This window comes from Sphingopyxis sp. Root154, from assembly GCF_001427105.1.
Lineage (GTDB): Bacteria > Pseudomonadota > Alphaproteobacteria > Sphingomonadales > Sphingomonadaceae > Sphingopyxis.
In genome coordinates this window covers 1,285,660-1,308,885 of record NZ_LMGI01000002.1, presented here as the reverse complement: position 1 = coordinate 1,308,885, position 23,226 = coordinate 1,285,660, and the positions used below count along the sequence as shown (strand labels likewise).

19 protein-coding genes are annotated in these 23,226 nt (G+C 64.9%); 7 read left to right on the top strand and 12 right to left on the bottom strand.

Features of this window, described 5'->3' with window-relative positions; translation table 11 throughout:
- Positions 1–23 precede the first annotated feature (23 nt).
- The 3 genes from ASD73_RS11995 to ASD73_RS11985 all read left to right on the top strand — a co-directional run bounded on the left by ASD73_RS11995 (position 24) and on the right by ASD73_RS11985 (position 3,601).
- Positions 24–1,898, top strand: coding sequence for an ABC-F family ATP-binding cassette domain-containing protein (locus ASD73_RS11995; RefSeq protein WP_056372609.1), 1,875 nt, complete (start codon positions 24–26; stop codon positions 1,896–1,898).
- 72 nt (positions 1,899–1,970) lie between these two features.
- On the top strand, positions 1,971–3,059 hold the full coding sequence (gene hppD / locus ASD73_RS11990) for a 4-hydroxyphenylpyruvate dioxygenase (RefSeq protein WP_056372607.1): 1,089 nt from the start codon (positions 1,971–1,973) through the stop codon (positions 3,057–3,059).
- On the top strand, positions 3,056–3,601 hold the full coding sequence (locus tag ASD73_RS11985; protein ID WP_056372605.1) for a VOC family protein: 546 nt from the start codon (positions 3,056–3,058) through the stop codon (positions 3,599–3,601). The genes hppD and ASD73_RS11985 overlap by 4 nt, the downstream gene beginning before the upstream one ends.
- 95 nt (positions 3,602–3,696) lie before the next feature.
- Here the strand turns inward: ASD73_RS11985 and ASD73_RS11980 are convergent, their stop codons facing one another.
- Positions 3,697–4,350: a YqaA family protein gene (locus ASD73_RS11980; protein WP_056372602.1), complete on the bottom strand. Its 654-nt coding sequence runs from the start codon at positions 4,348–4,350 to the stop codon at positions 3,697–3,699.
- Positions 4,351–4,563: 213 nt separating this feature from the next.
- Positions 4,564–4,920: a UrcA family protein gene (locus ASD73_RS11975; protein ID WP_056376056.1), complete on the bottom strand. Its 357-nt coding sequence runs from the start codon at positions 4,918–4,920 to the stop codon at positions 4,564–4,566.
- 226 nt (positions 4,921–5,146) lie between these two features.
- Here ASD73_RS11975 and ASD73_RS11970 point away from each other — a divergent pair, with 226 nt between their 5' ends.
- The gene (locus tag ASD73_RS11970; protein ID WP_056376054.1) at positions 5,147–7,498 is read left to right on the top strand and encodes a BTAD domain-containing putative transcriptional regulator; all 2,352 of its coding nucleotides are present in this window, start codon (positions 5,147–5,149) and stop codon (positions 7,496–7,498) included.
- Here the strand turns inward: ASD73_RS11970 and purH are convergent.
- Together purH and ASD73_RS11960 are read right to left on the bottom strand one after the other, a co-directional pair.
- Entirely contained in the window at positions 7,470–9,062 is a 1,593-nt protein-coding gene (gene purH, locus ASD73_RS11965) for a bifunctional phosphoribosylaminoimidazolecarboxamide formyltransferase/IMP cyclohydrolase (protein WP_056372595.1), read from the bottom strand. The genes ASD73_RS11970 and purH overlap by 29 nt on opposite strands.
- A gap of 81 nt (positions 9,063–9,143) precedes the next feature.
- Complete coding sequence (locus tag ASD73_RS11960; protein WP_056372593.1) at positions 9,144–10,166, bottom strand: phytase; 1,023 nt, start codon at positions 10,164–10,166, stop codon at positions 9,144–9,146.
- Between the two features lie 186 nt (positions 10,167–10,352).
- On the opposite strand from ASD73_RS11960, the gene ASD73_RS11955 reads away from it, so the two are divergent.
- Positions 10,353–12,704: a TonB-dependent receptor plug domain-containing protein gene (locus tag ASD73_RS11955; RefSeq protein ID WP_082521502.1), complete on the top strand. Its 2,352-nt coding sequence runs from the start codon at positions 10,353–10,355 to the stop codon at positions 12,702–12,704.
- A 42-nt stretch (positions 12,705–12,746) separates the two neighbouring features.
- Here ASD73_RS11955 and ASD73_RS11950 read toward each other — a convergent pair whose 3' ends face one another.
- The 6 genes from ASD73_RS11950 to ASD73_RS11925 form a co-directional block, all read right to left on the bottom strand.
- On the bottom strand, positions 12,747–14,513 hold the full coding sequence (locus tag ASD73_RS11950; RefSeq protein WP_056376052.1) for a heparinase II/III family protein: 1,767 nt from the start codon (positions 14,511–14,513) through the stop codon (positions 12,747–12,749).
- 2 nt (positions 14,514–14,515) lie between these two features.
- A complete protein-coding gene (rpe, locus tag ASD73_RS11945; RefSeq protein WP_037516851.1) occupies positions 14,516–15,190 on the bottom strand; it encodes a ribulose-phosphate 3-epimerase in 675 nt (224 codons plus the stop codon).
- Between the two features lie 123 nt (positions 15,191–15,313).
- Positions 15,314–16,018: a hypothetical protein gene (locus ASD73_RS11940; RefSeq protein WP_056372591.1), complete on the bottom strand. Its 705-nt coding sequence runs from the start codon at positions 16,016–16,018 to the stop codon at positions 15,314–15,316.
- Positions 16,019–16,134: 116 nt separating this feature from the next.
- On the bottom strand, positions 16,135–16,377 hold the full coding sequence (locus tag ASD73_RS11935) for a hypothetical protein (protein ID WP_056372588.1): 243 nt from the start codon (positions 16,375–16,377) through the stop codon (positions 16,135–16,137).
- Positions 16,378–16,379: 2 nt separating this feature from the next.
- Positions 16,380–16,583: a hypothetical protein gene (locus ASD73_RS11930; protein ID WP_056372586.1), complete on the bottom strand. Its 204-nt coding sequence runs from the start codon at positions 16,581–16,583 to the stop codon at positions 16,380–16,382.
- Between the two features lie 9 nt (positions 16,584–16,592).
- Entirely contained in the window at positions 16,593–17,495 is a 903-nt protein-coding gene (locus ASD73_RS11925; RefSeq protein WP_056372585.1) for an SPFH domain-containing protein, read from the bottom strand.
- A 265-nt stretch (positions 17,496–17,760) separates the two neighbouring features.
- Between ASD73_RS11925 and ASD73_RS11920 the strand changes: the two genes are divergently transcribed.
- The gene (locus ASD73_RS11920; protein WP_082521501.1) at positions 17,761–18,531 is read left to right on the top strand and encodes a class I SAM-dependent methyltransferase; all 771 of its coding nucleotides are present in this window, start codon (positions 17,761–17,763) and stop codon (positions 18,529–18,531) included.
- A gap of 51 nt (positions 18,532–18,582) precedes the next feature.
- Here the strand turns inward: ASD73_RS11920 and ASD73_RS11915 are convergent, their stop codons facing one another.
- The gene (locus ASD73_RS11915) at positions 18,583–20,730 is read right to left on the bottom strand and encodes a M3 family metallopeptidase (RefSeq protein ID WP_235534350.1); all 2,148 of its coding nucleotides are present in this window, start codon (positions 20,728–20,730) and stop codon (positions 18,583–18,585) included.
- A gap of 128 nt (positions 20,731–20,858) precedes the next feature.
- Positions 20,859–21,728: an SMP-30/gluconolactonase/LRE family protein gene (locus ASD73_RS11910; RefSeq protein ID WP_056372579.1), complete on the bottom strand. Its 870-nt coding sequence runs from the start codon at positions 21,726–21,728 to the stop codon at positions 20,859–20,861.
- Positions 21,729–22,059: 331 nt separating this feature from the next.
- On the opposite strand from ASD73_RS11910, the gene ASD73_RS11905 reads away from it, so the two are divergent.
- A complete protein-coding gene (locus ASD73_RS11905) occupies positions 22,060–23,214 on the top strand; it encodes an acyl-CoA dehydrogenase family protein (RefSeq protein ID WP_056372577.1) in 1,155 nt (384 codons plus the stop codon).
- Positions 23,215–23,226 lie beyond the last annotated feature (12 nt).

The window sequence follows — 23,226 nt, the reverse complement described above, 5'->3', positions numbered from 1 at the left end:
CGCAACATGCTAGGCGCGCGCCCATGCTGACGATCAACGGAATCACTGTACGCCTTGGCGGGCGCGCCATCCTCGAACGTGCCACCGCGAGCCTGCCGGCCAAAAGCCGCGTCGGGCTGATCGGGCGTAACGGCGCGGGCAAATCGACGCTGATGAAGGTGATGATCGGCCAGCTCGAAGCTGACGAGGGCAGCATCGACATGCCGCGCAAGACGCGCGTCGGTTATATCGCGCAGGAAGCGCCGAGCGGAACGGCGACGCCGTTCGACACCGTGCTCGCCGCCGACACCGAGCGCGCCGAACTGCTGACGGCGTCGGAGACCGAGCAGGATCCCGACAAGCTCGGCGATATCCACGAACGGCTGATCGCGATCGACGCCTATACCGCGCCCGCACGCGCCGCGCGCATCCTGATCGGGCTCGGCTTCGACGAGGAGATGCAGGCCCAGCCGCTCGACAGCTTCTCGGGCGGGTGGAAGATGCGCGTCGCGCTCGCGGCCTTGCTATTCTCCGAACCCGATCTGCTGCTGCTCGACGAACCATCGAACCACCTCGACCTCGAAGCGACGCTGTGGCTCGAAAACTTCCTGCGTGCCTATCCGGGGCAGCTCGTCGTGATCAGCCACGAGCGCGACCTGCTCAACAATGTCGTCGACAACATCCTCCATCTCGAAGGCGGCAAGGTCACGCTCTACACCGGCGGCTATGACTCGTTCGAGCGCCAGCGCGCCGAACGCGCGGCACAGCTCGCCGCGGCCAAGGCATCGCAGGACGCCCAGCGCGCCAAGCTCCAGGACTATGTCGCGCGCAACAGCGCGCGCGCCTCGACCGCAAAGCAGGCGCAGTCGCGCGCGAAGATGCTCGCGCGGATGCAGCCGATCGCCGCGCTCGCCGAGGATCAGACGCTGGCGTTCGATTTTCCCAGCCCCGACGAACTCAAGCCGCCGTTGATCACGCTCGACCTCGCGAGCGTCGGTTACGCGGAACGCCCGGTGCTGCAGCGGCTCAATCTGCGCATCGATCCCGACGACCGGATCGCGCTGCTCGGCCGCAACGGCAACGGCAAGACGACGCTCGCACGCCTGCTCGCGGCACAGCTCAGCCCGATGGCGGGCGCTATGGCCGCGTCGGGCAAGATGCGCGTCGGCTATTTCACCCAATATCAGGTCGAGGAACTCGACGGCAGCGACACCCCGCTCGCGCATATGACGCGCGTGATGGAGGGCAAGACGCAGGGCGCGATCCGCGCGCAGCTCGGTCGTTTCGGCTTCTCGGGCAACAAGGCGACCACCCAGGTCGCGAAACTGTCGGGCGGCGAACGCGCGCGGCTCGCGCTCGCGCTGATCACGCGCGATGCGCCGCACCTGCTCATCCTCGACGAACCGACCAACCACCTCGACGTCGATGCGCGCGAGGCGCTGGTGCAGGCGCTGAACGGCTTCGAGGGCGCGGTGGTGCTGGTCAGCCACGATCGCCACATGCTCGAACTCACCGCCGACCGGCTCGTGCTCGTCGATGACGGCACCGCGCGCGAATATGACGGCAGCATGGACGATTATGTCGACATGATCCTGGGCAAGGGCCCGCAAAAGGATCGCGTGTCGAAAGCCGACAAGAAGGAAGACCGCAAGGCCGCCGCGGCGGCGCGCGAGGCGGCGGCGAAGATCAAGAAGGACGTTTCGGACGCCGAGGCCGACCTCGCGAAATATGAGGTCGTGCTGTCCGCAATCGACCGCGCGATGTTCGATCCGCAGGGCGCTGCGAGCGAATATAAGGGCCTGACGATGAGCGAATTGTCGCAGCGGCGCGGCAAGATCGTCGCGGCGCAGGAAGCTGCCGAAGTGCGCTGGGTCGCGGCGAGCGAAGCGCTGGAAGCGTTTGAGAGCGCGGCGGCGTAATCTCCGCCGATCTTGACTCGGACGGCGCGCTCCATCATAATAGTTTCAATTGAAACTAGATGGGAATGCGACATGGCCGACCTTTTCGATAATCCGCTGGGCCTCGACGGCTTCGAGTTCGTCGAATTTTCGGCGCCCGAAAAGGGCATTCTCGAACCCGTGTTCGAAGCGATGGGCTTCACGCAGATCGCGCATCACCGCTCGAAGGACGTCCAGCTGTGGCGCCAGGGCGGGATCAACCTGATCGCCAATTACGAACCCAAATCGCCCGCCGCTTATTTCGCCGCCGAGCACGGCCCGTCGGCGTGCGGCATGGGCTGGCGCGTCCGCGACGCGGCCAAAGCCTATAGCGAAGCCATCGAACGCGGCGCCGAACCGGTCGAGGTCAATCCCGGCCCGATGGAACTGCGCCTCCCTGCGATCCGCGGCATCGGCGGTTCGATCATCTATCTGATCGACCGCTATGGCGACGACCTCAGCATCTACGATATCGACTTCATTTATGAAGAGGGCGTCGATCGCCACCCGGTCGGCGCGGGCATGCAGCTGATCGATCACCTGACGCACAATGTCTACGGCGGCCGCATGGCGCATTGGGCGGCCTTCTACGAGCGCATCGCGGGCTTCCGCGAAATCCGCTATTTCGACATCAAGGGCGAATATACCGGGCTGACCTCGAAAGCGATGACCGCCCCCGACGGCAAGATCCGCATCCCGCTCAACGAAGAGGGCGCGGGTGGCAAGGGGCAGATCGAGGAATATCTGCGCGCCTATAATGGCGAGGGTATCCAGCATATCGCGTTCAGCTGCGACGATCTCTACGCCGCGTGGGACAAGCTCAAGGCGCTCGGCAACCCGTTCGCGCCCGCACCGCCGGCGACCTATTATGAAATGCTCGAAGAACGGCTTCCGGGCCATGGCGAATCGGTCGAGGGCCTCCAGTCGCGCGGCATATTGCTCGACGGCTCGACCACCGAAGGCGACCCGCGCCTGCTGCTCCAGATTTTCGGCCAGACCGTAATCGGCCCGGTCTTCTTCGAATTCATCCAGCGCAAGAAGGACGAAGGGTTCGGCGAGGGCAATTTTACGGCGCTGTTCAAATCGATGGAAATGGACCAGATTCGCCGCGGAGCCCTGACTGTCGAGGAACCCGCCGAATGACGAGCCCGATCAAATTGGGCGGCGTGCATCACGCCGCTTATCGCTGCAAGGATGCGAAAGAGACGGTCGAGTGGTACGAGCGGATGCTCGGCATGACCTACACGACCGCCTTTGCCGAGGATCATGTGCCGTCGACTGGCGAGTACGACCCCTATATGCACGTCTTCCTCGAGGCGGGGAACGGCAACATCCTCGCTTTCTTTGAGCTGCCCAACCAGCCGGTCATGGGCCGCGACGAGAATACACCGGCGTGGGTGCAGCATCTGGCGTTCAAGGTCGGCAGCTATGACGAGCTGGTCGCGGCGAAGGCGCATCTGGAAAGCGAAGGCGTCGACGTGCTCGGCCCGACGCATCATGGCATTTTCAAGTCGATCTATTTTTTCGACCCCAACGGCCACCGCGTCGAACTCGCGTGCGACATCGGCACCGCGGAGCAATATGCCGAACTGAAGCGCGTCGCGCCGCTGATGCTCGAAGAGTGGAGCCAGACCAAGAAGGCCCCGCGCCACGCCGACTGGCTGCATACGGCGGCGAACGAGTAGGCATCGCGCCGAAAAGCGGAGGACTCTTTTATCGTCATCCCGGACTGGTCCGGGGTGACGATAAATTGAGGGGTGTTGTCCGCCCCTTCGTTGAACTATTTCCGGTCCAGCCCGATGCTCTGCAGCGTCGCACCGCTGCACTTGTCGGCTTCCTTGCTCTCGCCGTCGCCCGACAGCGCGCCGATCGCGAGGAAACCCGCGACCACGGCGACGAGGAACGCGCCGGTGACCCAGATCAGATATTTGTCGATGAACGCCTTGATCGGCGCCCCGAACAGCCGGAACAATATGCCGACGAGCATGAAGGAAAAGGCCCGGCTGGCGAGGCTCGCCCACAGGAAGGTCCAGAAACTCATGTGGATGAAGCCGGCGGTGATCGTCAGCAGCTTGAACGGGATCGGCGTCGCACCCTTGATCAGGATGATCTCGGCGCCGAATTCGCGCAGGTAACAGGCGGCCGGCGGGAAGGCGTCGGTTAGCCCCAGCGCGCCGAGCAGAGCGAGCCCGACGCTTTCATAAAGGAAGAAGCCGATCAAATAGCCGAGCATGCCGCCCGCGACCGACGCGAGCGTGCAGATGATCGCGTAGCGCACAGCCTTTTTGGGGTTCGCAAGGCACATCAGCCCCAGCATCGGATGCGGCGGGATCGGGAAGAAGCTCGCCTCGACGAAAGAAACCAGCGCCAGCCAATATTCGGCGTGCGGGTGCGCGGATTTCTCCATGGTCCAGTTATAAAGCCTCTGGATCATGGACTTGTTACGCGGAGTGGCGGTCATGCTGGTCCTTGCGATGGCGACGTCGGCCCCCCTATGCCGCCCGTGCCGCGCGAAGTCGAGCCGAAGCCTGTCATGTCGCGACCGAAAAACGCCGGAACCGTCGGGAACGGTTCCGGCGTTGCTCCCACCAGAGACGGGAGCAAGGGACATCGTTGCGTCCGCGCTATCGGCATTGACCGGGAGGCGTTACCGCCGCGAGATCACGATCGCGCTGGCCAGCGTCATCGGCGTACCGGCCTGCCGCGCGGCAATGATCTCGCGGCCGGCATCGCGGCCCCTCGAAAGCGCGCTGCGGAAGCAACGGCTGGTGGCCATTTCGCGCACGGTGTTTTCGAATTCGGGGCGGACGTCGCACACCGAGCGCGCGGCGGCGCGCAGGCGGCTGTCGAGCCGTGCCAGGCCGATATCGCTGTCGAGATTGAGGTCGGCATAGCTGACTTTGACGACCTCTATTTCACCTGCCGGTGCGGTCGCGACGATCGTCTGGGAAAATGCGGGTGCTGCGCCGAGCAGCAACAGGGGCAGAGCCATGAAGATACGCATCGAATCACTCCCTTTCATCATGTCCCAGCCGAACGGCAGGCTGCGGATGGCAACGGGAGTAGCGGGGACGCATGTCGGCCGCCGTGAGAGGATCGTCAATCTGGTATTAAAAATACGTCAAAATCCAGAATGTTGAAATTTAGCGTTCGTTTGTCCGTCAAAAAAATGGTATTCGGTCCCCGGGAAAAACATACGGCCGCTATCCCTCGACTCAGGAGGTCGCGCCGTGAACTCTGCATTCGCCAAAAACGAGCGGTGTCTCGTCGCCGCGACACCGATATTGCGGCTCCTTGGCGATTTCGCGGTTGAGCCGGCTCACTTGTCCCCAACCGGCCGCAAGGCGCGCGCACTTCTCGCCCGGCTCGTGCTTGCGGACGCGCCGCTCGCTCGTGACCGGCTGAGCGCGCTGCTCTGGAGCCGCCGCCCAGACGCGCAGGCGCATGCCAGCCTGCGACAATGTCTCGTCGAACTGAAGCCCTGGACGCGCGCAACCCCCCCGTTGCTGCACGCCGATCGTGAAACCGTCGCCATAGACCGCACGCAAGTCGTTGACGATATTTCGCTGATTCACGCCGCGTGCGCGGTGGACGATGTCGCGGTGGTCCTGAACCGGCTGCCCGCGCAGGACATTGGATTGCTGGCCGATCTCGATGGCATCGACGAAGCATGGGACGACTGGCTTGCGGTCGAGCGCACGCGTCAGGGCGAAGCGATCGTTCGCGAGGTGCTCGCGATGGCCGACCGACGGTTGCAGGCGGGCGATGTAGAGCGGGCGCTCGCGGTGGCGGACAGGGTCACGCGGTTCGACCCGTACAGCGAACATGCCGCGCGGCTGGTGATGAGCGCGCGATGGGAGGCGGGCGATAGCGATGGTCTGCGCCACGCCTGGCAGCGGATCGAAGATGCGCTCGCGCGCGGAATCGACGGCAAGCCCTCGGTCGAAACCGCCGAACTATACCGGCGCCTGTCCGCTCGGTCGCGCCCGCTCGGCGCGCACGCAGTTGCCGCGCCTTCCATGTCGGCCAATCCAAGGGCCAGCCTGTCGCCGCTGCGCGCGCTGTTCCTTGGCGCGGCCGGGCTGGCTCTCGCGCTGACGGGCGCCGATGCGCCGCGGTCGCGTTCCGCGGTCACGGCATTCGCTGCACCCGTGGTCCGTGTCGAACCGATCGAGGCGCGCGGGAATGATCCGGTCGAAGGTCGTTTCGCCGATGCGCTGGCGGGCGATTTCGTCCGCTTTGCCAAGGCGTCGGGGGGCGCTGTCCGTGTCCTCGACGGAAAGGTGGCGGGACGCGCGGGCGATTTTGTCGTCCGCGTCGCGATCGAACGCGACGGCAACCAGTTTGTCAGCGAGTCGCGGATCGTCGATAGTTTGAACGGTTCGATCCTGTGGTCCAGCCGGTTTGCGGCGCCCGTCAACGATCTCAGCCGGCTGCGCGAACGGACCGCGCTCGCGGTTGCCGGGCTGGTCAATTGCGCGTTGACGCTGAACGGCCGGAACGATCTGTTGGCGCCCGATGCGGATCGACGATCGCTGATCTTTGCGGTCTGCGACGCGGACACGGTTTTTGACGGACCCCGCGCCATCCGGTTGATGGAGGAGCTGGTTCAGCGCTGGCCGGGGGATGCCGAAACGCTGGGACTGCTGGCGCAGGTCCGCGTCAAGCATCTCTCGCACGAGATGGATCCCGCCAAATGGCGCGGGGAGCGCGCAAGGGTGATCGATACGGCGCGCCGGGCGCTTGCCATCGACCCCGACAACGCCCCCGCGCTGACGGCGTTGTCGCAGACGGGCGGCGGCGAGTTGTTCATGATCGAAGGGCTGCCGCTGCTCGATCGCGCGCTTGCGATCGATCCCGAATATCCGGCCGCGTTGATGACGAACGCGGTGGGTCTGTTCCAGGCCGGCTATGTCCAATCCGGCGTCGATCCGGCGAAGCGCGCCGCGCGCGCCGACCCGACCTCGATCTATAAGGCGCTGGGACTGGTCCGGCGTTATGCCGCCGCCGGGAAGATGCAGGATGCGGTGGATCAGTTCGCCGAAGTGGAGGCGATCTGGCCGGGGCACCCCGATCTCGCCGAACATCGCCGCCGCCTCGCGGTCGAACTCGGCCGGGCCGAGGCCGCCGAAGTCTATCGCACCGCAATGGCCGGGGAGCGGCGCGAATTCGATATGCTGCTCCTCCATCAATTCGCCGACCCTTCGATCGGATCGCGCGAGGTCGACGCCGCCGCCGAAGCCGAGGTCTCACAATATCCGCCGACCGCTTATGCGCTGGCGGCGCATTACACGCGGCTCGGCGACTTGCCGAAGGCGCTCTCGTGGCTGGCGCGCGCGCCGATACGCAAAACCGACGGCCAATGGTCGCTTCTCTATTGGCCGTCGGTCGCTCCGCTCCGACGCGATCCGCAGTTCTTCGCAAAGCTGGCGCGAATCGGGCTGGTCGATTTCTGGCGGCGGCAGGATCGCTGGCCGGACTTCTGCAACGAGTCCGGATTGCGTTACGACTGCAAAAACGAAACCGAACGGTTGGTGCGCCTCGGGCGCGCGGTCAATGGCGGAAGTGCCGCATCCCGGTAAAGACCATCGCGAGGCCGGCTTCGTTCGCCGCGGCGATCACTTCGTCGTCGCGGATCGAACCGCCCGGCTGGATCACGCAGGTCGCGCCCGCCTCGACCGCCGCCAGCAATCCGTCGGCGAAGGGGAAGAAGGCGTCGCTCGCGACCGCGCTGCCGACGGTGCGGGCTTCGGCCCAACCATGGCTTTCAGCCGCTTCACTTGCCTTCACGGCGGCGATACGCGCGCTGTCGCGGCGGTTCATCTGCCCCGCGCCGATACCGGCGGTCGAGCCGCCCTTGGCATAAACGATCGCATTCGACTTCACATGCTTGGCGATTGTCCACGCGAATAGCGCGTCGGCGAGTTCTTCCTCGGTCGGCGCGCGGTCGGTGACGACCTTCAGCTCGGCGCGCGTGATGCGCCCATTGTCGCGGCTCTGCGCCAGCCACCCGCCCGCGATCGTCTTCATCATCAGCCCGCCGCGCGCCGGGTCGGGCAGCTCGCCGGTCAGCAGCAGGCGGAGGTTCTTCTTTTTCGCGAACACGGCGCGTGCGTCGGCGTCGGCGTCGGGGGCGCAGACGACCTCGGTGAAAATCCCGCTGATCGCTTCGGCGGTCGGTCCGTCGAGCGGCCGGTTGACCGCGATGATCCCGCCGAACGCCGAGACATCGTCGCATTTCAGCGCGGCGTCATAGGCCTCGGCGATCGTCGCGGCGGTCGCGACACCGCACGGGTTGGCGTGCTTGACGATGACGCAGGTCGGATCGGCCTCGCGGAATTCGGCGACGAGTTCGAGCGCGGCGTCGGCGTCGTTGATATTATTGTAGCTGAGCTCCTTGCCCTGCACCTGTTCTGCGCCGGCGATGCCGCGCGGGCCGGGCACGGCGGGGATATAGAGCGCCGCCCTTTGATGCGGGTTTTCGCCGTAGCGCAGTTCGCTCGCCAGCTTGGCGGTGAGCGGCAGCGTGTCGGGGAAGGTCTTGCCCTGATCGGCGATCGCGAACCAGCGTGCGATCGTGCCGTCATAACTCGCGGTGTGGGCAAAGGCGGTCGCCGCAAGGCGCTTGCGCAGCGCCAGCGTAGTGGCGCCTTGGTTGGCGTCCATCTCGGCGATCACCGCGGCATAATCCTCGGGCTCGGTGACGATGCCGACGAAGGCATGGTTCTTCGCCGACGAGCGCACCATTGCGGGGCCGCCGATGTCGATATTCTCGATGATCGTGTCGCGGTCGGCGCCGCTCGTCACGGTCTGGAGGAAGGGGTAGAGGTTGACGACGACGAGGTCGATCGCGCCGATGCCATGTTCCTCCATCGACGCGACATGCGCCGCGTCGTCGCGCACCGCGAGGATGCCGCCGTGGACCGTCGGATGCAGCGTCTTGACGCGGCCGTCCATCATCTCGGGAAAGCCGGTGAGGTCGGAGACGTCGAGGACATTGTGCCCGGCTTCGCGCAGCGCCTTCGCGGTGCCGCCGGTCGACACGAGTTCGACGCCGTGGCGGACAAGCGCGGCGGCAAGCTCGGCGAGCCCCGCCTTGTCGCTGACGGACAGGAGGGCGCGGCGGACGGGAATCAGGTCGGTCATGGGGGAGGGCCTCGGCTGGCGATGGGATGACGCGGCCCCCCTAGGCGCGCGCCGTCCGTATCGCAACCCTTCGCCCCCTTTTTAGAGCCCCAGCGCGGTCGCGATCTGGTCCCAGCGCACCAGTTTGAAATTCTGCGCCTTGGGGGCGTTGTCACCGTCCTGTGCGAGGAAGATGCCGTCGGGCCAGGCGGGGCCGAAATTTCCCGCGACCGCCTCGATCCCGTCGGTCTCGCTCGTCGCGCCGAACGCGCCGGCGGCGACGGCAAAGCGACCGACATATTCGACCGAAGGCAGGCGGAAGACCGCATAGGCATTGTCGCCCTGGCTCGACACGAGCAGGTAGCGCTGGCCCTTGTGATCGATCGTTGCGAGGCCCTCGACATCGGCGACGAGGCGCTGGTTGTCGACCGGGGCGACGATGCGCGCGGTGGCTGTCTTCCCGTTCGGCTTCAGCTCCCAGACCCCGGCGTCTTCCTCGCCGACGTAGAGTGTATCGCCGTCGAAGACGCAGCCTTCGGACTGGGTCGGGATCTTATATTCCCATTCGGTGGTGAAGCCAGGCGTGCCGTCGACGGTCAGCGTGCCGACGCGCACCGTGCCGTCCTTGACGATCAGCGCCGCGGTGAGCGGCGCGCCCGGCGCGGTCTTCTTGAGACAGAGACCATAGGCTTCGCCGGTTCCAGCCGCCGCGCGGCCGAGCGATACGATCGCGGGCTTGTCGGCGTCGAGGCGGAACACCGCGAGATGCGCGTTCACCCCGTCGTTGCGATCGCTCGCGACGATGATGTCGCCCGCGACGTCGACATTGTTGACGAGGCCGGCTTGGGTGAAGGCGATGTCCTTGCCGGTCAGGTCATAGACATGAAGCCCGGCCTTCTTGTCGGTCGCGACGACCAGTGCGCGGTTCGGATTGGCCGGATCGACCCAGATCGCCGGATCGTCGGCGGCGTCGGCCTTGCCCGTGCCGACGGGCGCGGTTTCGCCGCTCGCGGTCACCTGTACCGGGGGCAGGCCGGTGATGACGGGCGCGCTCGCGGCGCAGCCGCCGAGCGCCGATGCAAAAACCAGCGATGTCAGCAGCTTCCATTTGCCGATGGCGGCCATGATGATTCCCCCGTTCCCGATTGCGCAAAAGTGCGGCTCTCGCGCGCCCCGTCCCAGCAAAGTGGAACGGCGTCAATACGACAATATTTCCGTCACTTAACTGTCATCGATGCGTCACATGGCTCGCCGCAAACTGTCACATGCTCCGCCTAGAGGCCCGGCAACCACAAAGGGGGGTCTGTTACCATGATTCGAACTTTCAGCCTGCATTCCGCCGCCGCGCTCGCGCTTGCCACGGCTCTCCTCTCCGCCCCGGCGACGGCGCAGGATGCTCCGATCCCCGCCGAAGACCGCGGCGATGGCGCGATCACCACGTCGCAGGACATCGTCGTCCTCGGCAGCGTCGGCTATCGTAATCGCAGCGACGAGGCCGAACCCGTGCTGTCCTATGACAGCGAATTCTTCCAGCGCTTCGAACCGCTGACCGCGGGCGACGCGCTGAAGCGCGTGCCGTCGGTGACCTTCCTGTCCGACGTCATCGAAAGCGACGGCGCGCGCCTCCGCGGCCTGCCGCCCGGTTACACCCAGATCCTGATCAACGGCGAGCGCGTCCCGGGCAACGGCGACGATCGCAGCTTCTTCCTCGACCGCATCCCCGCCGAACTGATCGACCGGGTTGAGATCGTCCGCTCGTCGTCGGCGCGTCGCACCGGCGACGCGGTCGCCGGAACGATCAACATCGAACTGCGCAACGGCTACGAGCTCGACGGTGGCTACCTCCGCGCGGGCGGCCTCTATTATGACGACAAGGAGCTCGAGCCGAGCCTTGGCGCGGTCTATGGCGGCGCGGTGGGGCCGGGCCGCCTGCTCGTCGGCCTCAACTTCCAGGGGCGCCACAACCCCAAGAAGAAATATTCGCTCCGTTACGGCGATTCGCCCGAAAACAACCCCGACTATGCGGTCGACGATTTCGACAATCGCGAAGACCAGCGCGACACGCGCGACGGCAAGGATTATTCGGCGAACGCCACCTACGAGATCGACGGCGAGACGACCGATTTCCGCGTGAGCGGCTTCTATGTGCGCACCGACCGCACCGAAACCGAGCGCAGCCTGGAATTCAACGATCCCACCGCGACCACCGGCCCGGTGCCCGGCGGCGCGCTGGTCAGCGACAACAGCAACATCAACAATATCGACCAGGAAAATTACAGCTTCGACGCGCGCCTTTCGCACCGCTGGTCGCTTGGCAAGACGACGGTGAAGGTCGGCTATGCGCGCTTCGACGACAAGCAGCGCGAGAGCGAGAACGAGATCGGCTTCGACGTCGATTATGACGATGGCGAAGTGCCCGAGTTCGAACAGGCCTTCACCACGACGGACCTGACCGACAAGGAATTCACCGCGAAACTCGACCATGAGTTCGAATTCGGCAACGATATCCAGCTGGTCGTTGGTGGCTATTATCAGAACAAGAAGCGCAAGCATTCGACCCTCGCTTTCGAAGGCGAGGACGAGTTTCCGGGGCTTCAGACCAGCTACGACCCGTCGAGCGGCAATCCCGACGATTTTGCGTTGCCCTTTGACGATCTCGACGCCGAAGATCCCGTCCGCATCCGGATCAAGGAGCGCCGCCTCGACGGCTTTGCGCTCGTGCAGGGCAAGTCGGGCGGCCTGACGTGGGAAGCGGGCGTGCGTTATGAAACGACCAAGCTCGATGTCGCCGACTATAGCGATGCCAGCGATGTCCTTGCGCAGGATAACGATTATGAAAAATTCCTGCCGTCGGCGTCGATCAAGTTCGACCTGACGCCGCGCGACCGCATCACCGCATCGGTCGCGCGCACCAACCGTCGCCCCGAGTTCAACTATGTCACCCCGGCGACGCTGATCGAGGAAATAGGCGACAACGACCTGCGCGGCAATCCGCAACTGCGCCCCGAAACCGCATGGGGCGCCGATCTCGGCTATGAACGCCGCATCGGCCGCAGCGGGGTCGTCGGCATCAATGCCTTTTATCGCGATGTGACCGACCTCATCGAGCTGACCAACACCGGCGATGTCGGCGATGGCGGCGCCGGCACCATCGTCTATCAGCCGATGAATATCGGCGACGGCAAGGTGTGGGGGGTCGAATTCGACCTGTCGACCGACCTCGGTTTCCTGGGGCTCCCCAACACCGGTATCTTCGGCAATGTGTCGTGGCTCGACAGCGAGATCACCGATCCCCTCGGCAAGCGTCGCTTCAACGGCCAGTCGGATTATGTCTATAACATCGGCTTCATCCAGGATCTGCCGAAATGGGGCGTGGCCTTCGGTGCAACGCACCGCAAGCAGGGTGCGGCGTTCGACCGTGTGATCGGCGAGGAAATCCGCACCACCTATGGCGGCGACCTCGAAATCTTCGTCGAAAAGCGCTTCGGCAAAAGCTTCACGATCCGCGCGGTGGGCTCGAACCTGCTGAACGGTGCGAAGCGCGAAGCGTTCAACAAGTTCGACGATGCGGCCGACCAGTTGGCGCGCGATTTCGACGAATATGAACTCGAAAGCGAAAAGGCCGGGCCGGTCTTCCAGCTGATGGCGCGTTACGCCTTCTAAAGCGCTGGGTTGCGGCGGTGGGCAGTCCCTTGCCCGCCGCCGTCAACCGATATGCTTGAAGATCCAGCCGATGCTGGCGCCGCCCGCGGGCGCGGTGCCGGTGACGACGAGCTGTTCGGTCGGGTGCGGGCGGCCTTCGCCGTCGACCCACAGGCTTTGTTCGATGTCGAGACCGCCTTCGGACGTGCGGAACTGCCAGAGCGGGCCGCCGTTGATGCGCAGCAGCGCGCCCAATTTGTCGGCGGTCAGGCTCGCCGAAATATGCGCGCCGAGATGGAAACGTAGCGCAAAACCCTTGTCGCCCTTGCGCCGCGAGCGCGGCGCGGGGAGCAGCAAATCCTCGCCGCGCAGCTCGCGGCCGTTCGGCGACAGGATCAGCAAGCGGCGGTGGATCAGCCCGTGGCGCCGCGCATAGCCGTCGTGGCTCATCTCGAGCCGGCTGCCCTGCGGCGTCTCGCGCCGGTCGAGCTCGACCTCGGTCACGCCTTTGCCGAGTGATCCGTTCGACAGGATCGCGGTCGAATTGGTGTCGGCGAGGATCAGCGTCGAATGCGCTGCGGTGGTCCGCAGCCCGCGCGCGAGGTCGGCGGGGATCGTCGCCCCGGTCAGCGCCGCGCCGCCGCAATTGACGACGATGCGCTCGGCGCCGTCGCTGAGTTCGAAGGCGAGGGTCGAGGCGCAGCCCGCTTCGGTCACGCGGGCAATAGGCGGAGGCGCGGCGTCGGCAAGCAGCACGACCTTGTTCGCGACCAGCCGCTGATAGCCCCAGTCGCGCGCCTGCTTCAGCGGCCGCGTGCGCACGCCGCTGGCGTCGACGATCGCCTGGATGGTGGCGGCCGACGTAGCGCCGCTGCCCTGCCAGCTGCCCATGCCGCCGTCGCTGTGGACCAGGCCGAGGAGCGCCGGGACCGCGCGTGCGAGCACTTCCTGGATGAAGGGCGGCACCTCCATGCGGCGCATGTCATAGATTTTGACGAGCATCGACAGCGCCATGACCGCGTCGAGCTGTGCTTGCGGCGAGCGCGAGATATTGCCGCCGTCGGCGTAGAAGCTCGTCTCGAGCACCTTGCGGAGGCCAGCCTCGCCGAATATCTGCCGCGGCTCGCCGCCGGGCATCAGCAGCGAGGCGGCGACGATGCCGACCCACGCGACCATCTGGCCGGTGCCGGGCCGCGTCTTGTCGGCGACGCGGTCGAGGTGGCGCGCCGCGCGCGCGAGGTGGTTGAGCACCGCCGATCGGTAGACAAGGTCGCTCGACGACAGGATCAGCGGGGCGTGCGCCGCCCAGAAGAGGATGCGCCAAGCGCTGTTATCGGCCTTCCACGCGGGTTCGCTCACCGTCTCGCCATGCGTGCCGAGCCAGTGGCGGACGACCGCCTCGGCGATCGGCGCGCCGTCGGCACGCGAGCCGGTCGCGGAGAGGTCGCGGAGCCAGGCGAAGCTGTGGAGATAGTCGGCAAAGGTCGGCGCGACGTTCAGCGCGGCGAAATCCAGCTCGCCGAGTGGCAGTTTGAGCCCGCGATGCAGGAAATGGCCGGCGCGGATCGCGGTGCCGGCGCGTGTATCGCCGGGCACCGGGTCGACCGGCACGCCGAGCAGCTTGAGCGGGAAGCGCCCTTTCAGGCGGAGCGCGTGGAGCGGTGTGCGCCAGGTCAGGCGCGTGATCGCATTGGCGACGCGGTCGCCGAGCGAAAGGCCTTTGTCGGCGGGCAGGCGGATCAGCCGCTTGCCGGGCTCGATCGTGTCGTCGATGGCGTCGGCGGCGGCGCCCTCCGGTTCATCTTCTGGAGCGGTCACCGGTCTTGCCATGTTCAGGCGCCGCCGCGCAGCCGCCGGATATTGTCGGCATAAGCGTCGGGGCCGCCCTTGAAGGTCGCGGTGCCCGCAACGAGCACGTCGGCGCCCGCGGCGATCGCCAGCGGAGCGGTGCCCGCATCGATGCCGCCATCGACCTCCAGCCGGATGTCGCGGCCCGATTTGTCGATCATCTTCCGGACCGCCTCGATCTTCCTGAGCTGGCTCGAAATGAAGCTTTGCCCGCCAAAGCCAGGATTGACGCTCATGATCAGCACCAGGTCGATGTCGTCGATGAGATAATCGAGCATCTTTGCGGGGGTCGCGGGATTGAGCGACACGCCCGCCTGCTTGCCGAGCGACTTGATGTGCTGGACGGTGCGGTGGATGTGCGGCCCCGCTTCGGGATGGACGGTGATGATGTCGGCGCCCGCCGCGGCGAACGCGTCGAGGAAATGGTCGACGGGGCTGATCATCAGATGGACGTCGAAGGGCAAAGTCGAGTGCGGGCGCAAGGCTTTCACCACCGCCGGGCCGATCGTCAGGTTCGGCACATAATGGCCGTCCATCACGTCGATATGGACCCAGTCCGCGCCCGCGGTCTCGATCGCGCGCACTTCCTCGCCCAGCCGCGCGAAATCGGCGCTGAGGATCGACGGGGCAATACGGACGGGCGTGGTGGCGGCGGTCATGGAGACCGGCCTTAACCATCTAGCGAGTCGGGGGCAAGCGGGGCGGGGGCGCTATCGGCGCGATATCGACAAAATCGTCGCGGCTTTTCCCTCCATTGTCCGTTCGCCGTCGATACCGGTTGTTCAGGCGCGCGGGTCGGTCGGCGGGACGGGATTCGGGGACCCGACGCTGGGCAGCGCTTTGTCGGGCGAAAGCGGGCCTTCGGGCGCCCTTTCAGGGAAGGCTTCGGGCGGTGCCGGCGGGCGGGGCGGAGCGCCCCGCGGGCCATATCTGGTCCCCGGCCGTTTCTGGGCAGTGATAAATTCGGTGCAGTCGCGCAGGGCCCGGGCGGCCGCCTGGTTCCCGTCGAGTGAGATGGCATAGATCTGCCTTCCCTTGACGCGCGCGATCAGAACCACTTTGTCCGGCAAGGTCGCCAGTATGTCGGTCGTCGTACGGCTGTCACTGGGATCGGCGATCAGTCCACCGGACAGGCCAAGGGCGGAGCCCGTTACCTCGAACCGGAGATCGCCCGCGATCAACTCGGCCGGAAACTCGCCATATTTGCCGCCTTTGGGCAGAGCATAATCGCCGGTCTCGGCGCCGATATGCAATATGCCCCCCGATGGCGGCGCGCCGGGCGTGACGTAATAGGGCCCCATGAAGGTCAGCAGGGTCCGGTCGCCGTTGGCGAAATCGGCGTCGCAGCGATCGTCGCCATCATCCGTGACCGTCCAGCCGCCCGCTTGCCAGTCCGGAAAGCGCAGATAAGCGGCAGTATCGGCTGCAACGGCCGGACTGGCGAGCAGGAGAGAAATGCCGATGGAAAGGGTGGTGGTTCGATGCATGGCGGAAAGCATAGGATGACCTTGCGGCGCCGCAAAATGCTATTTCGGTCGCCCGATCTTTGCCGTTTGGCAGGGGGGAGCAGGCGCGCCCAAGGCAGCCCGGCTGCCGCCGCTCGCTATCGCCAGCGCCAGCCGCCCTCGGTCCTGGCGCGGTAGATCGGCATCGGGGCAAGGCCGGCGAGGACGACGAGGATGGTCATCAGAACGGGCCGGTCCCGGAAGAGCCAGGCGAGGCCGGCGATCATCGCGACATGCAGCGCGAGGAAGAACCAGCCTTCCCACACGAACGGCAGGCCGGTGCCATAGCCGTGGCGTTTGGCGCGAAACCAGGGGCTCTTGCGCATGAACAGGTGGAGCATGATCAGCTTTCCTCTTTCGACGGCCGCCCGCGCCTGGCGGGAACCGGCGGTTTGACCGTCATGCCGCGCCGCGCCAGCGCTTCGCGCAGTAACACCTCGATTTCGGCGTTGGCGCTGCGCAATTCGGCGGCCGCCATCCGCTCGATCGCCGCATAGAGCGCGGGATCGAGGCGGAGGGCAAAGGCTTTCTTGGCGGCCGCTGTCATCGCTTCAACTCAGTAGAGCGAACCGGCGTTCACGACCGGCTGCGTGTCGCGTTCGCCGCACAGCACGACCATCAGGTTCGACACCATTACCGCCTTGCGTTCGTCGTCGAGGTCGACGACGCCCTTTTCGGACAATTGAGTCAGCGCCATCTCGACCATCGTCACCGCGCCCTCGACCAGCTTCTTGCGCGCCGCGATCACCGCTTCGGCTTGCTGGCGGCGGAGCATCGCGCCGGCGATCTCCTGCGCATAGGCGAGGTGGGTGAGGCCGCATTCGTCGACGGTGATCCCCGCGACGCTCAGCCGTTCGATCAGCGCCTTGCGCAGTTCGACCCCGACCTCGTCATGGTTGCCGCGCAGCGTGACTTCCTGATGCTCGATGTCGTCATAGGGATAGCGCGAGCCGATCGAGCGCACCGCGGCCTCGATCTGCGCCATCACGAATTCCTTGTAGTCGTCGACGTCGAACAAAGCCTGCGCGGTGTCGGTGACGCGCCACACGACCTGCGCCGCCATCTCGATCGGGTTGCCGCGCAGGTCATTGACCTTGATCTTGTCCGAAATCACGTTGTTCGCGCGCACCGCGATTTTCTTGCGCGTCAGCCAGGGGAGCACCCAGCGCAGCCCTTCCTCACGGTCGGTGCCCTTGTACGCGCCGAACAGCTGGATCGCCGCGGCCTCGTTCGGGTTGATGAGATAGAAGCCGCACAGGATCAGCAGGCCCACGACCGCCGAGGCGACAACGACGATCCATTTCCACGCGACCATATATTCAGCATTGGCGTTGGTGATCCCCGCCCAGGCGGCGACGCCGAGGAGCAGCAACCAGATGAACAGCATCAGATAGCCGCTCTGCGTATTGGCGCGCGTCTCGCGACTGCGGTTCAGCGCCGGTGCCCCTGTTTCGACCATGTTTCCCTCCGAATCATCCGATATAATGATGATATCATATTTATATCGAATCCGGCGGAGGTCAATCGGGATTAGAGCGAACAGACGCTCACGCCGGTTTTCGCTGCGACAAGCTCGCACAACGGCCGGAGTCGGGTTCGATCGTGTTCAGACCGGGATGTGTGGCGAGCGGTGTGGTTGCCCATAGCGGCCGGCTGCGGCAGCATCGAGGCATACTCAAGTTCGGACTTCCACAACTGACGCGCTCGAGCGCGAAGGAGGACAGATGCTCCAGGGCAAAAAACTGGTTCAATCCATGTTCGCGCGCAGCGGCTACAGGATTGTAAGATCAGAATCCGGCATGCGGTATCGGCCGACCGCAGCCGACGCGCGCCACTCTGCCAGCTTGCTCCATGAGATAATTCCCGTGGTGCAGCACAACGCGCTGACCGGAGAATGGCCGACACCGGAATTTCTGGAGGACTATTTCGATGCAAGCCGCCTTGCGATGGCTCGCCTCCTGCTCGATCAATGCGATGCCGAAGAGGTGGAAATCGCGGGCAAGCGGGTTCTGGACATCGGGTGCCACGCAGGGAGCCTGCTGCGCCTCATGCGCGCAAGATATCCGGAAGCCTCGCTCTTCGGATGCGACATCAGCGATGTGAAGCTCGCGATGGCCAAACGCGCCTGTCCGGACGCCGAACTGTTCTTCAGCGCGCTCTCGGATCTTCCTCGGTCATCGCGCTATGACGTGGTGTTCCTGATGGAAGTGCTTGAGCACACGGTCGATCCCGAAGCCGTCGTCCGGCGTCTGCTCGATATTGTGTCCGCCACCGGCACGCTCATATTGACGGTTCCCGATGGGCGGAAAGATCAATTCCCCGCCAACGAGTATCATGCGGAGTTCGACTCCTACGCGGGCCACATCAACTTCTGGAGTCCGGAGAGCTGGAACTATTTCCTCGCGCGGATCGCTCCCGAGTGGGAACTCCGTACGGGAACGTTGTCGACTGGACACTTGTTCGCAGCCCTGAGCATGAAGAACAAGGCGAATTAGGATAAACAAAGGGGGCGAAATCGCCCCCTTTGCTTTCCCGGTATCGTTCACCTACTCGGTCGGAAAGCCGCGCTTTTTCAGCAGCGCTTTCACGTCGGGATCGCGGCCGCGGAAAGCGCGATACGCCTCGGCGCGGTCGGTCTCGTTGCCCGTCATCAGCAGGATGGTGCGGAACTTGTCGGCGACGCTGCGGTCCCACGGGCCGCCTGCCTCGGTGAACGCCGCCCAGGTGTCGGCGTCCATCGTTTCCGACCAGAGGTAGCTGTAATAGCCCGCCGAATAGGCGTCCGAGCTGAACAGGTGGCCAAATTGCGGCAGGCGGTGCCGCATCACCAGCTCTTTCGGCATGCCGATTTCGGCGAGCGTTTCGCGCTCGAACTTGTCGGCGTCGGCCGGCGGCGTCTTGCGATCGTGCAGTTTCATGTCGACGATCGCGCTCGCCAGATACTCGACCGTCGAAAAGCCCTGGTTGAACTTGTCCGAGGCGAGGATCTTGTCGACCAGCGCCTGCGGCATCGGCGCGCCCGTCTTGTAGTGCGTCGCATATTTCGACAGCACTTCGGGCGTCATCAGCCAATTCTCGTTCACCTGGCTCGGATATTCGACGAAGTCGCGCGGCACCCCCGCGAGCGCGGGGTAATAGATGTGCTGCAGCAGATAATGGATGCCGTGGCCGAATTCGTGGAACAGGGTCGTCGCATCGTCGAGGCTGATCAGCGTCGGCTCGCCCTTCGCAGCCTCGGTGAAATTATTATTGTTCGAGGCGAGGACGTTGCGCTCGCCGCCGAGCGTCTGCTGGCTGCGATAGGTCGTCATCCACGCGCCCGAGCGCTTCCCGTCGCGCGCGAAATTGTCGAGGTAGAAGACCCCGACATTCTCGTTCGTCTTGAGATTATAGACCTCGAAGGTGCGAACCTTGGGATCGAAGACGGGGATCGTGCCCGTATTTTCGCGGAAACCGAGGTCATAAAGCTGGCCGGCCGACCAGAACATCGCATCGCGCAGCTTGTCGAGCTGGAGATACGGCTTCACTTCGCTTTCATCGAGGTCGTATTTCGCCTTGCGGACCTTCTCCGAATAGAAACGATAGTCCCACGGTTCGATGGTGATCTTGGGCCCCTTGCCGGCCTTGGCTTCGGCGTCGGCGATCGCCTGCATGTCGGCGACCTCCTCCTTCACGCGCGCGACTGCGGCGGGCCAGACCTTCATCATCAGGCCCATCGCGGCTTCGGGGGTCTTCGCCATCGTATCGGCCATGCGGTAATGCGCGTGTGTCGGGAAGCCGAGCAGTTCGGCGCGCTGCTGGCGCAGCTTCAATATCTCGACGATCGTCGCATTGGTGTCGTTCGTGTCGCCATTGTCGCCGCGGCTGATAAATGCCTTGTAGACGCGCTCGCGAAGCGCGCGGTTGGTCGCGCCCTGCATCACCGGCTGCGCCGACGAGCGGGTGTTCTTGATCGCCCACTGGCCGGGCTTGCCGTTCGCTTCGGCGGCCGCGGCGAGCGAGGCGACGAAGCCGGGTTCGAGACCCGCGAGTTCGGCCTTGTCGGTGACGAAGGTGTAGAGTTTCTCGTCGCCGAGCAGTTTCGACGAGAAGGCCGAGAACAGACCTTCGAGCTTCGAGTTCATCTCGACCAGCTTCGTCTTGTTCGCGGGCGACAGGTTCGCGCCGTCGCGGACCATCTCGTCATAGCTGCGCTCGACGATGCGGATCTGCTGCGCGTTGAGGCCGCTGTTGTTCCGCTTGTCGTACACCGCCTTGTAGCGCGCGAAGAGCTTGGGATCGAGGAACAGCTCGGTGTAGAAGGTCGTGAGCTTGGGGCTCCACTCGGCGTCGATATCCTCGACGCGGTCGTTCGACTTGTTCGACGTCTGCACGCCCCAGAGCGCGAAGAGGCGGTCCATCGTGTCGCCCGCGAGCATCATCGGGACATGCGTGTTCTCGAACGTCGGGACCTGCGGATTATCGATTACCGCCTGCACCTCCGCCTTGGTCTCGGCCATGCCCTTCACGAAGGCATCGGGGAACAACTCGGGGTCCATCTTGTCCCATGGCGGCACCCCTTCGTAGGGGCCGGTCCACGGCGCGAGCATCGGGTTTTTGTCGGCCAGCGCGGTGGCGGGAGGCGGGACGATCGGCTGGGCGGTTGCGGTGGTCATCTGGCTATAACCCACCATCATCGCGGTGGATGCAATCATGATCGACAAATGACGGGCAAAAGGCTGCGCGGTGCGCGACATCGATAAATCTCCCCGGAGGATAAGGTTTCGGACGAAACCATGTCGGGGGCCGTCTTAACCTTATGTGACAGCGGGGTGCAAGCCGCCTAGGCGCCAAATAACTGCTGGATCAGGCCGGGAACGTCGACGCGGAAGCTGAACACGCCGCCCGCATGCGGCTGCGCCTTGCGTTCCTCGTCGGTCAGATTCTTGCCCGCACTGGTGACGAACGCGGTCTTGAGATCGGGTCCGCCAAAGGCGATCATCGTCGGGCGCTGGACCGGCAGCTCGACCGTTTGGATGAGTTCGCCTGCGGGCGAGAAGCGCACGATGCGCCAGCCGTCCCACAGCGCCGACCAGTAACAGCCCTCGGCATCGACGGCGGCGCCATCGGGGCGGCCGTTGCCGAATTCGAACTGGTGGAAGATGCGGCCGTTGCCCAGCGTGCCCGCGGCCGGGTCGACGTCATAGGCGCGGATCGCGTGGGTCGGGGTGTCGGCGTGGTAAAAGATGCGGCCGTCGGGGCTGAACGCAGCCCCGTTGCTCGTCGTCAGCCGTCCGAAAATTTCGGTCAGCGATCCGTCGGGATCGAGCCGATACAGCGTCGCGGCGGGGTTCGTCTTGTCGCTCGTCAGGCTGCCGACCCACAGCCGGCCGGCGGCGTCGACGCGGCCGTCGTTGAAACGCTGTTCGGGCTTGTCGGCGAGCACCGCCGGGCCAAAGGGACGCGGCGCGGCGCCCCATGCGTCGATCAGTGCGCAGCTATTTTCGAGCGCCGCGACGAGGCGGCCGCCCGCCCGCGGCGCGATGCAGCCGACCTGCTCCGTTAGTTCCATGGCCTCGTCGGCGCCGCTCAAAGGATCGGTGCGATGGATTTTGCGGCCATCGATGTCGACCCAATAAAGGCGGGCTTCGGCGGCGTGCCAGAAGGGCGATTCGCCGAGCAGGGCGCCGGCATCGAGAAGCAGTTGGACCATGGAACCGGTCTTAGCGCGCGCCGCCGATGCTGCCCAGCGGCTGCAAACCTATTCGCTATGCGGCATACAAGGGAACGCTCATCCCGCCTTTCGTCACCCCGGACTTGATCCGGGGTCCATGGAGTCCACGGAGACCGTGCTCCTCAGTTCACGCTATGCAGCGATGGACCCCGGATTAAGTCCGGGATGGCGACGAAAGACAGGACGACGAAAGAGTCTCTTGCCGTAACGTCTTTCTACTTGACGTGGACGTAAACGTAAGGTCTTTTGACCGGGAAAGATGCGGCCGACTCCCCGCTTGCGTTCGGCCGCTCCAAGGGAAAGGAACACTATGTCGCTCGATAACCTCTCGCGCTCCGCCTACACCGAGGATCATGAGGCGTTCCGTTCGACCGTGCGCCAGTTCCTCGAAAAGGAAATCGCCCCGAACGCCGCCAAATGGGCCGAGGACGGCATCGTGCCCAAGGATATCTGGCCGAAGGCGGGCGAGCTCGGCATGCTGTGCCCGACGGTGCCGGAGGAATATGGCGGGCTCGGGCTCGACTTCGGCTATAATGCGGTCGTCGATGAAGAAAGCGCCTATTATGGCCGCGCCACGACGGGCTTCTCGCTTCAGTCGGACATCGTCACCAGCTATATCGTCAAATATGGCAGCGAGGAGCAGAAGAAGCACTGGTTACCCAAGATGGTGTCGGGCGAGGTGATCACCGCGATCGCGATGACCGAACCGGGCACCGGCAGCGACCTTCAGGGGATGCGCACGACCGCGAAGAAGGATGGCAATCATTATGTCATCAACGGGTCGAAAACCTATATCACCAACGGCCAGAACGCCGACCTGATCCTCGTCTGCGTCAAGACCGACACCGAGGTCCAGCCGGCGTGGAAGGGCGTGTCGATCGTGCTCGTCGAGGCCGACCGCGAAGGCTATGAGCGCGGGCGCAACCTCGACAAGATCGGGCAGGACGAGGCCGATACGTCGGAAATGTTCTTCAACGATGTCCGCGTCCCGATCACCAATTGCCTCGGCGAAGAGGGCAAGGGCTTCATCTATCTGATGAGCGAGCTGCCGCAGGAACGCCTGTCGATCGCGGTGTCGGCGCAGGCGTCGGCGCAGCGCGCGTTCGACGACACGGTCGAGTTCACCCGCGATCGCAAGGCGTTCGGCAAGCCGATCCTCGATTTCCAGAATACGCGCTTCGTGCTCGCCGATCTCAAGACCAAGCTGCAGGTCGGCTGGGCGCATCTCGACTGGGCGCTGGCACGGCATTTGAAGAAAGAACTCACCCCTGAGGAAGGCGCCGGAGCGAAGCTGTGGCACACAGAGCTTCAGTGGGAAGTCATGGACAAATGCCTCCAGCTTCACGGCGGCGCGGGCTATATGAACGAATATCCGATCGCCCGCGCCTGGCGCGCCGCGCGCGTCACCCGCATCTTTGGCGGCACGAACGAAATCATGAAGGAACTGATCGGGCGGAAACTCTGATCGTTTGAAATC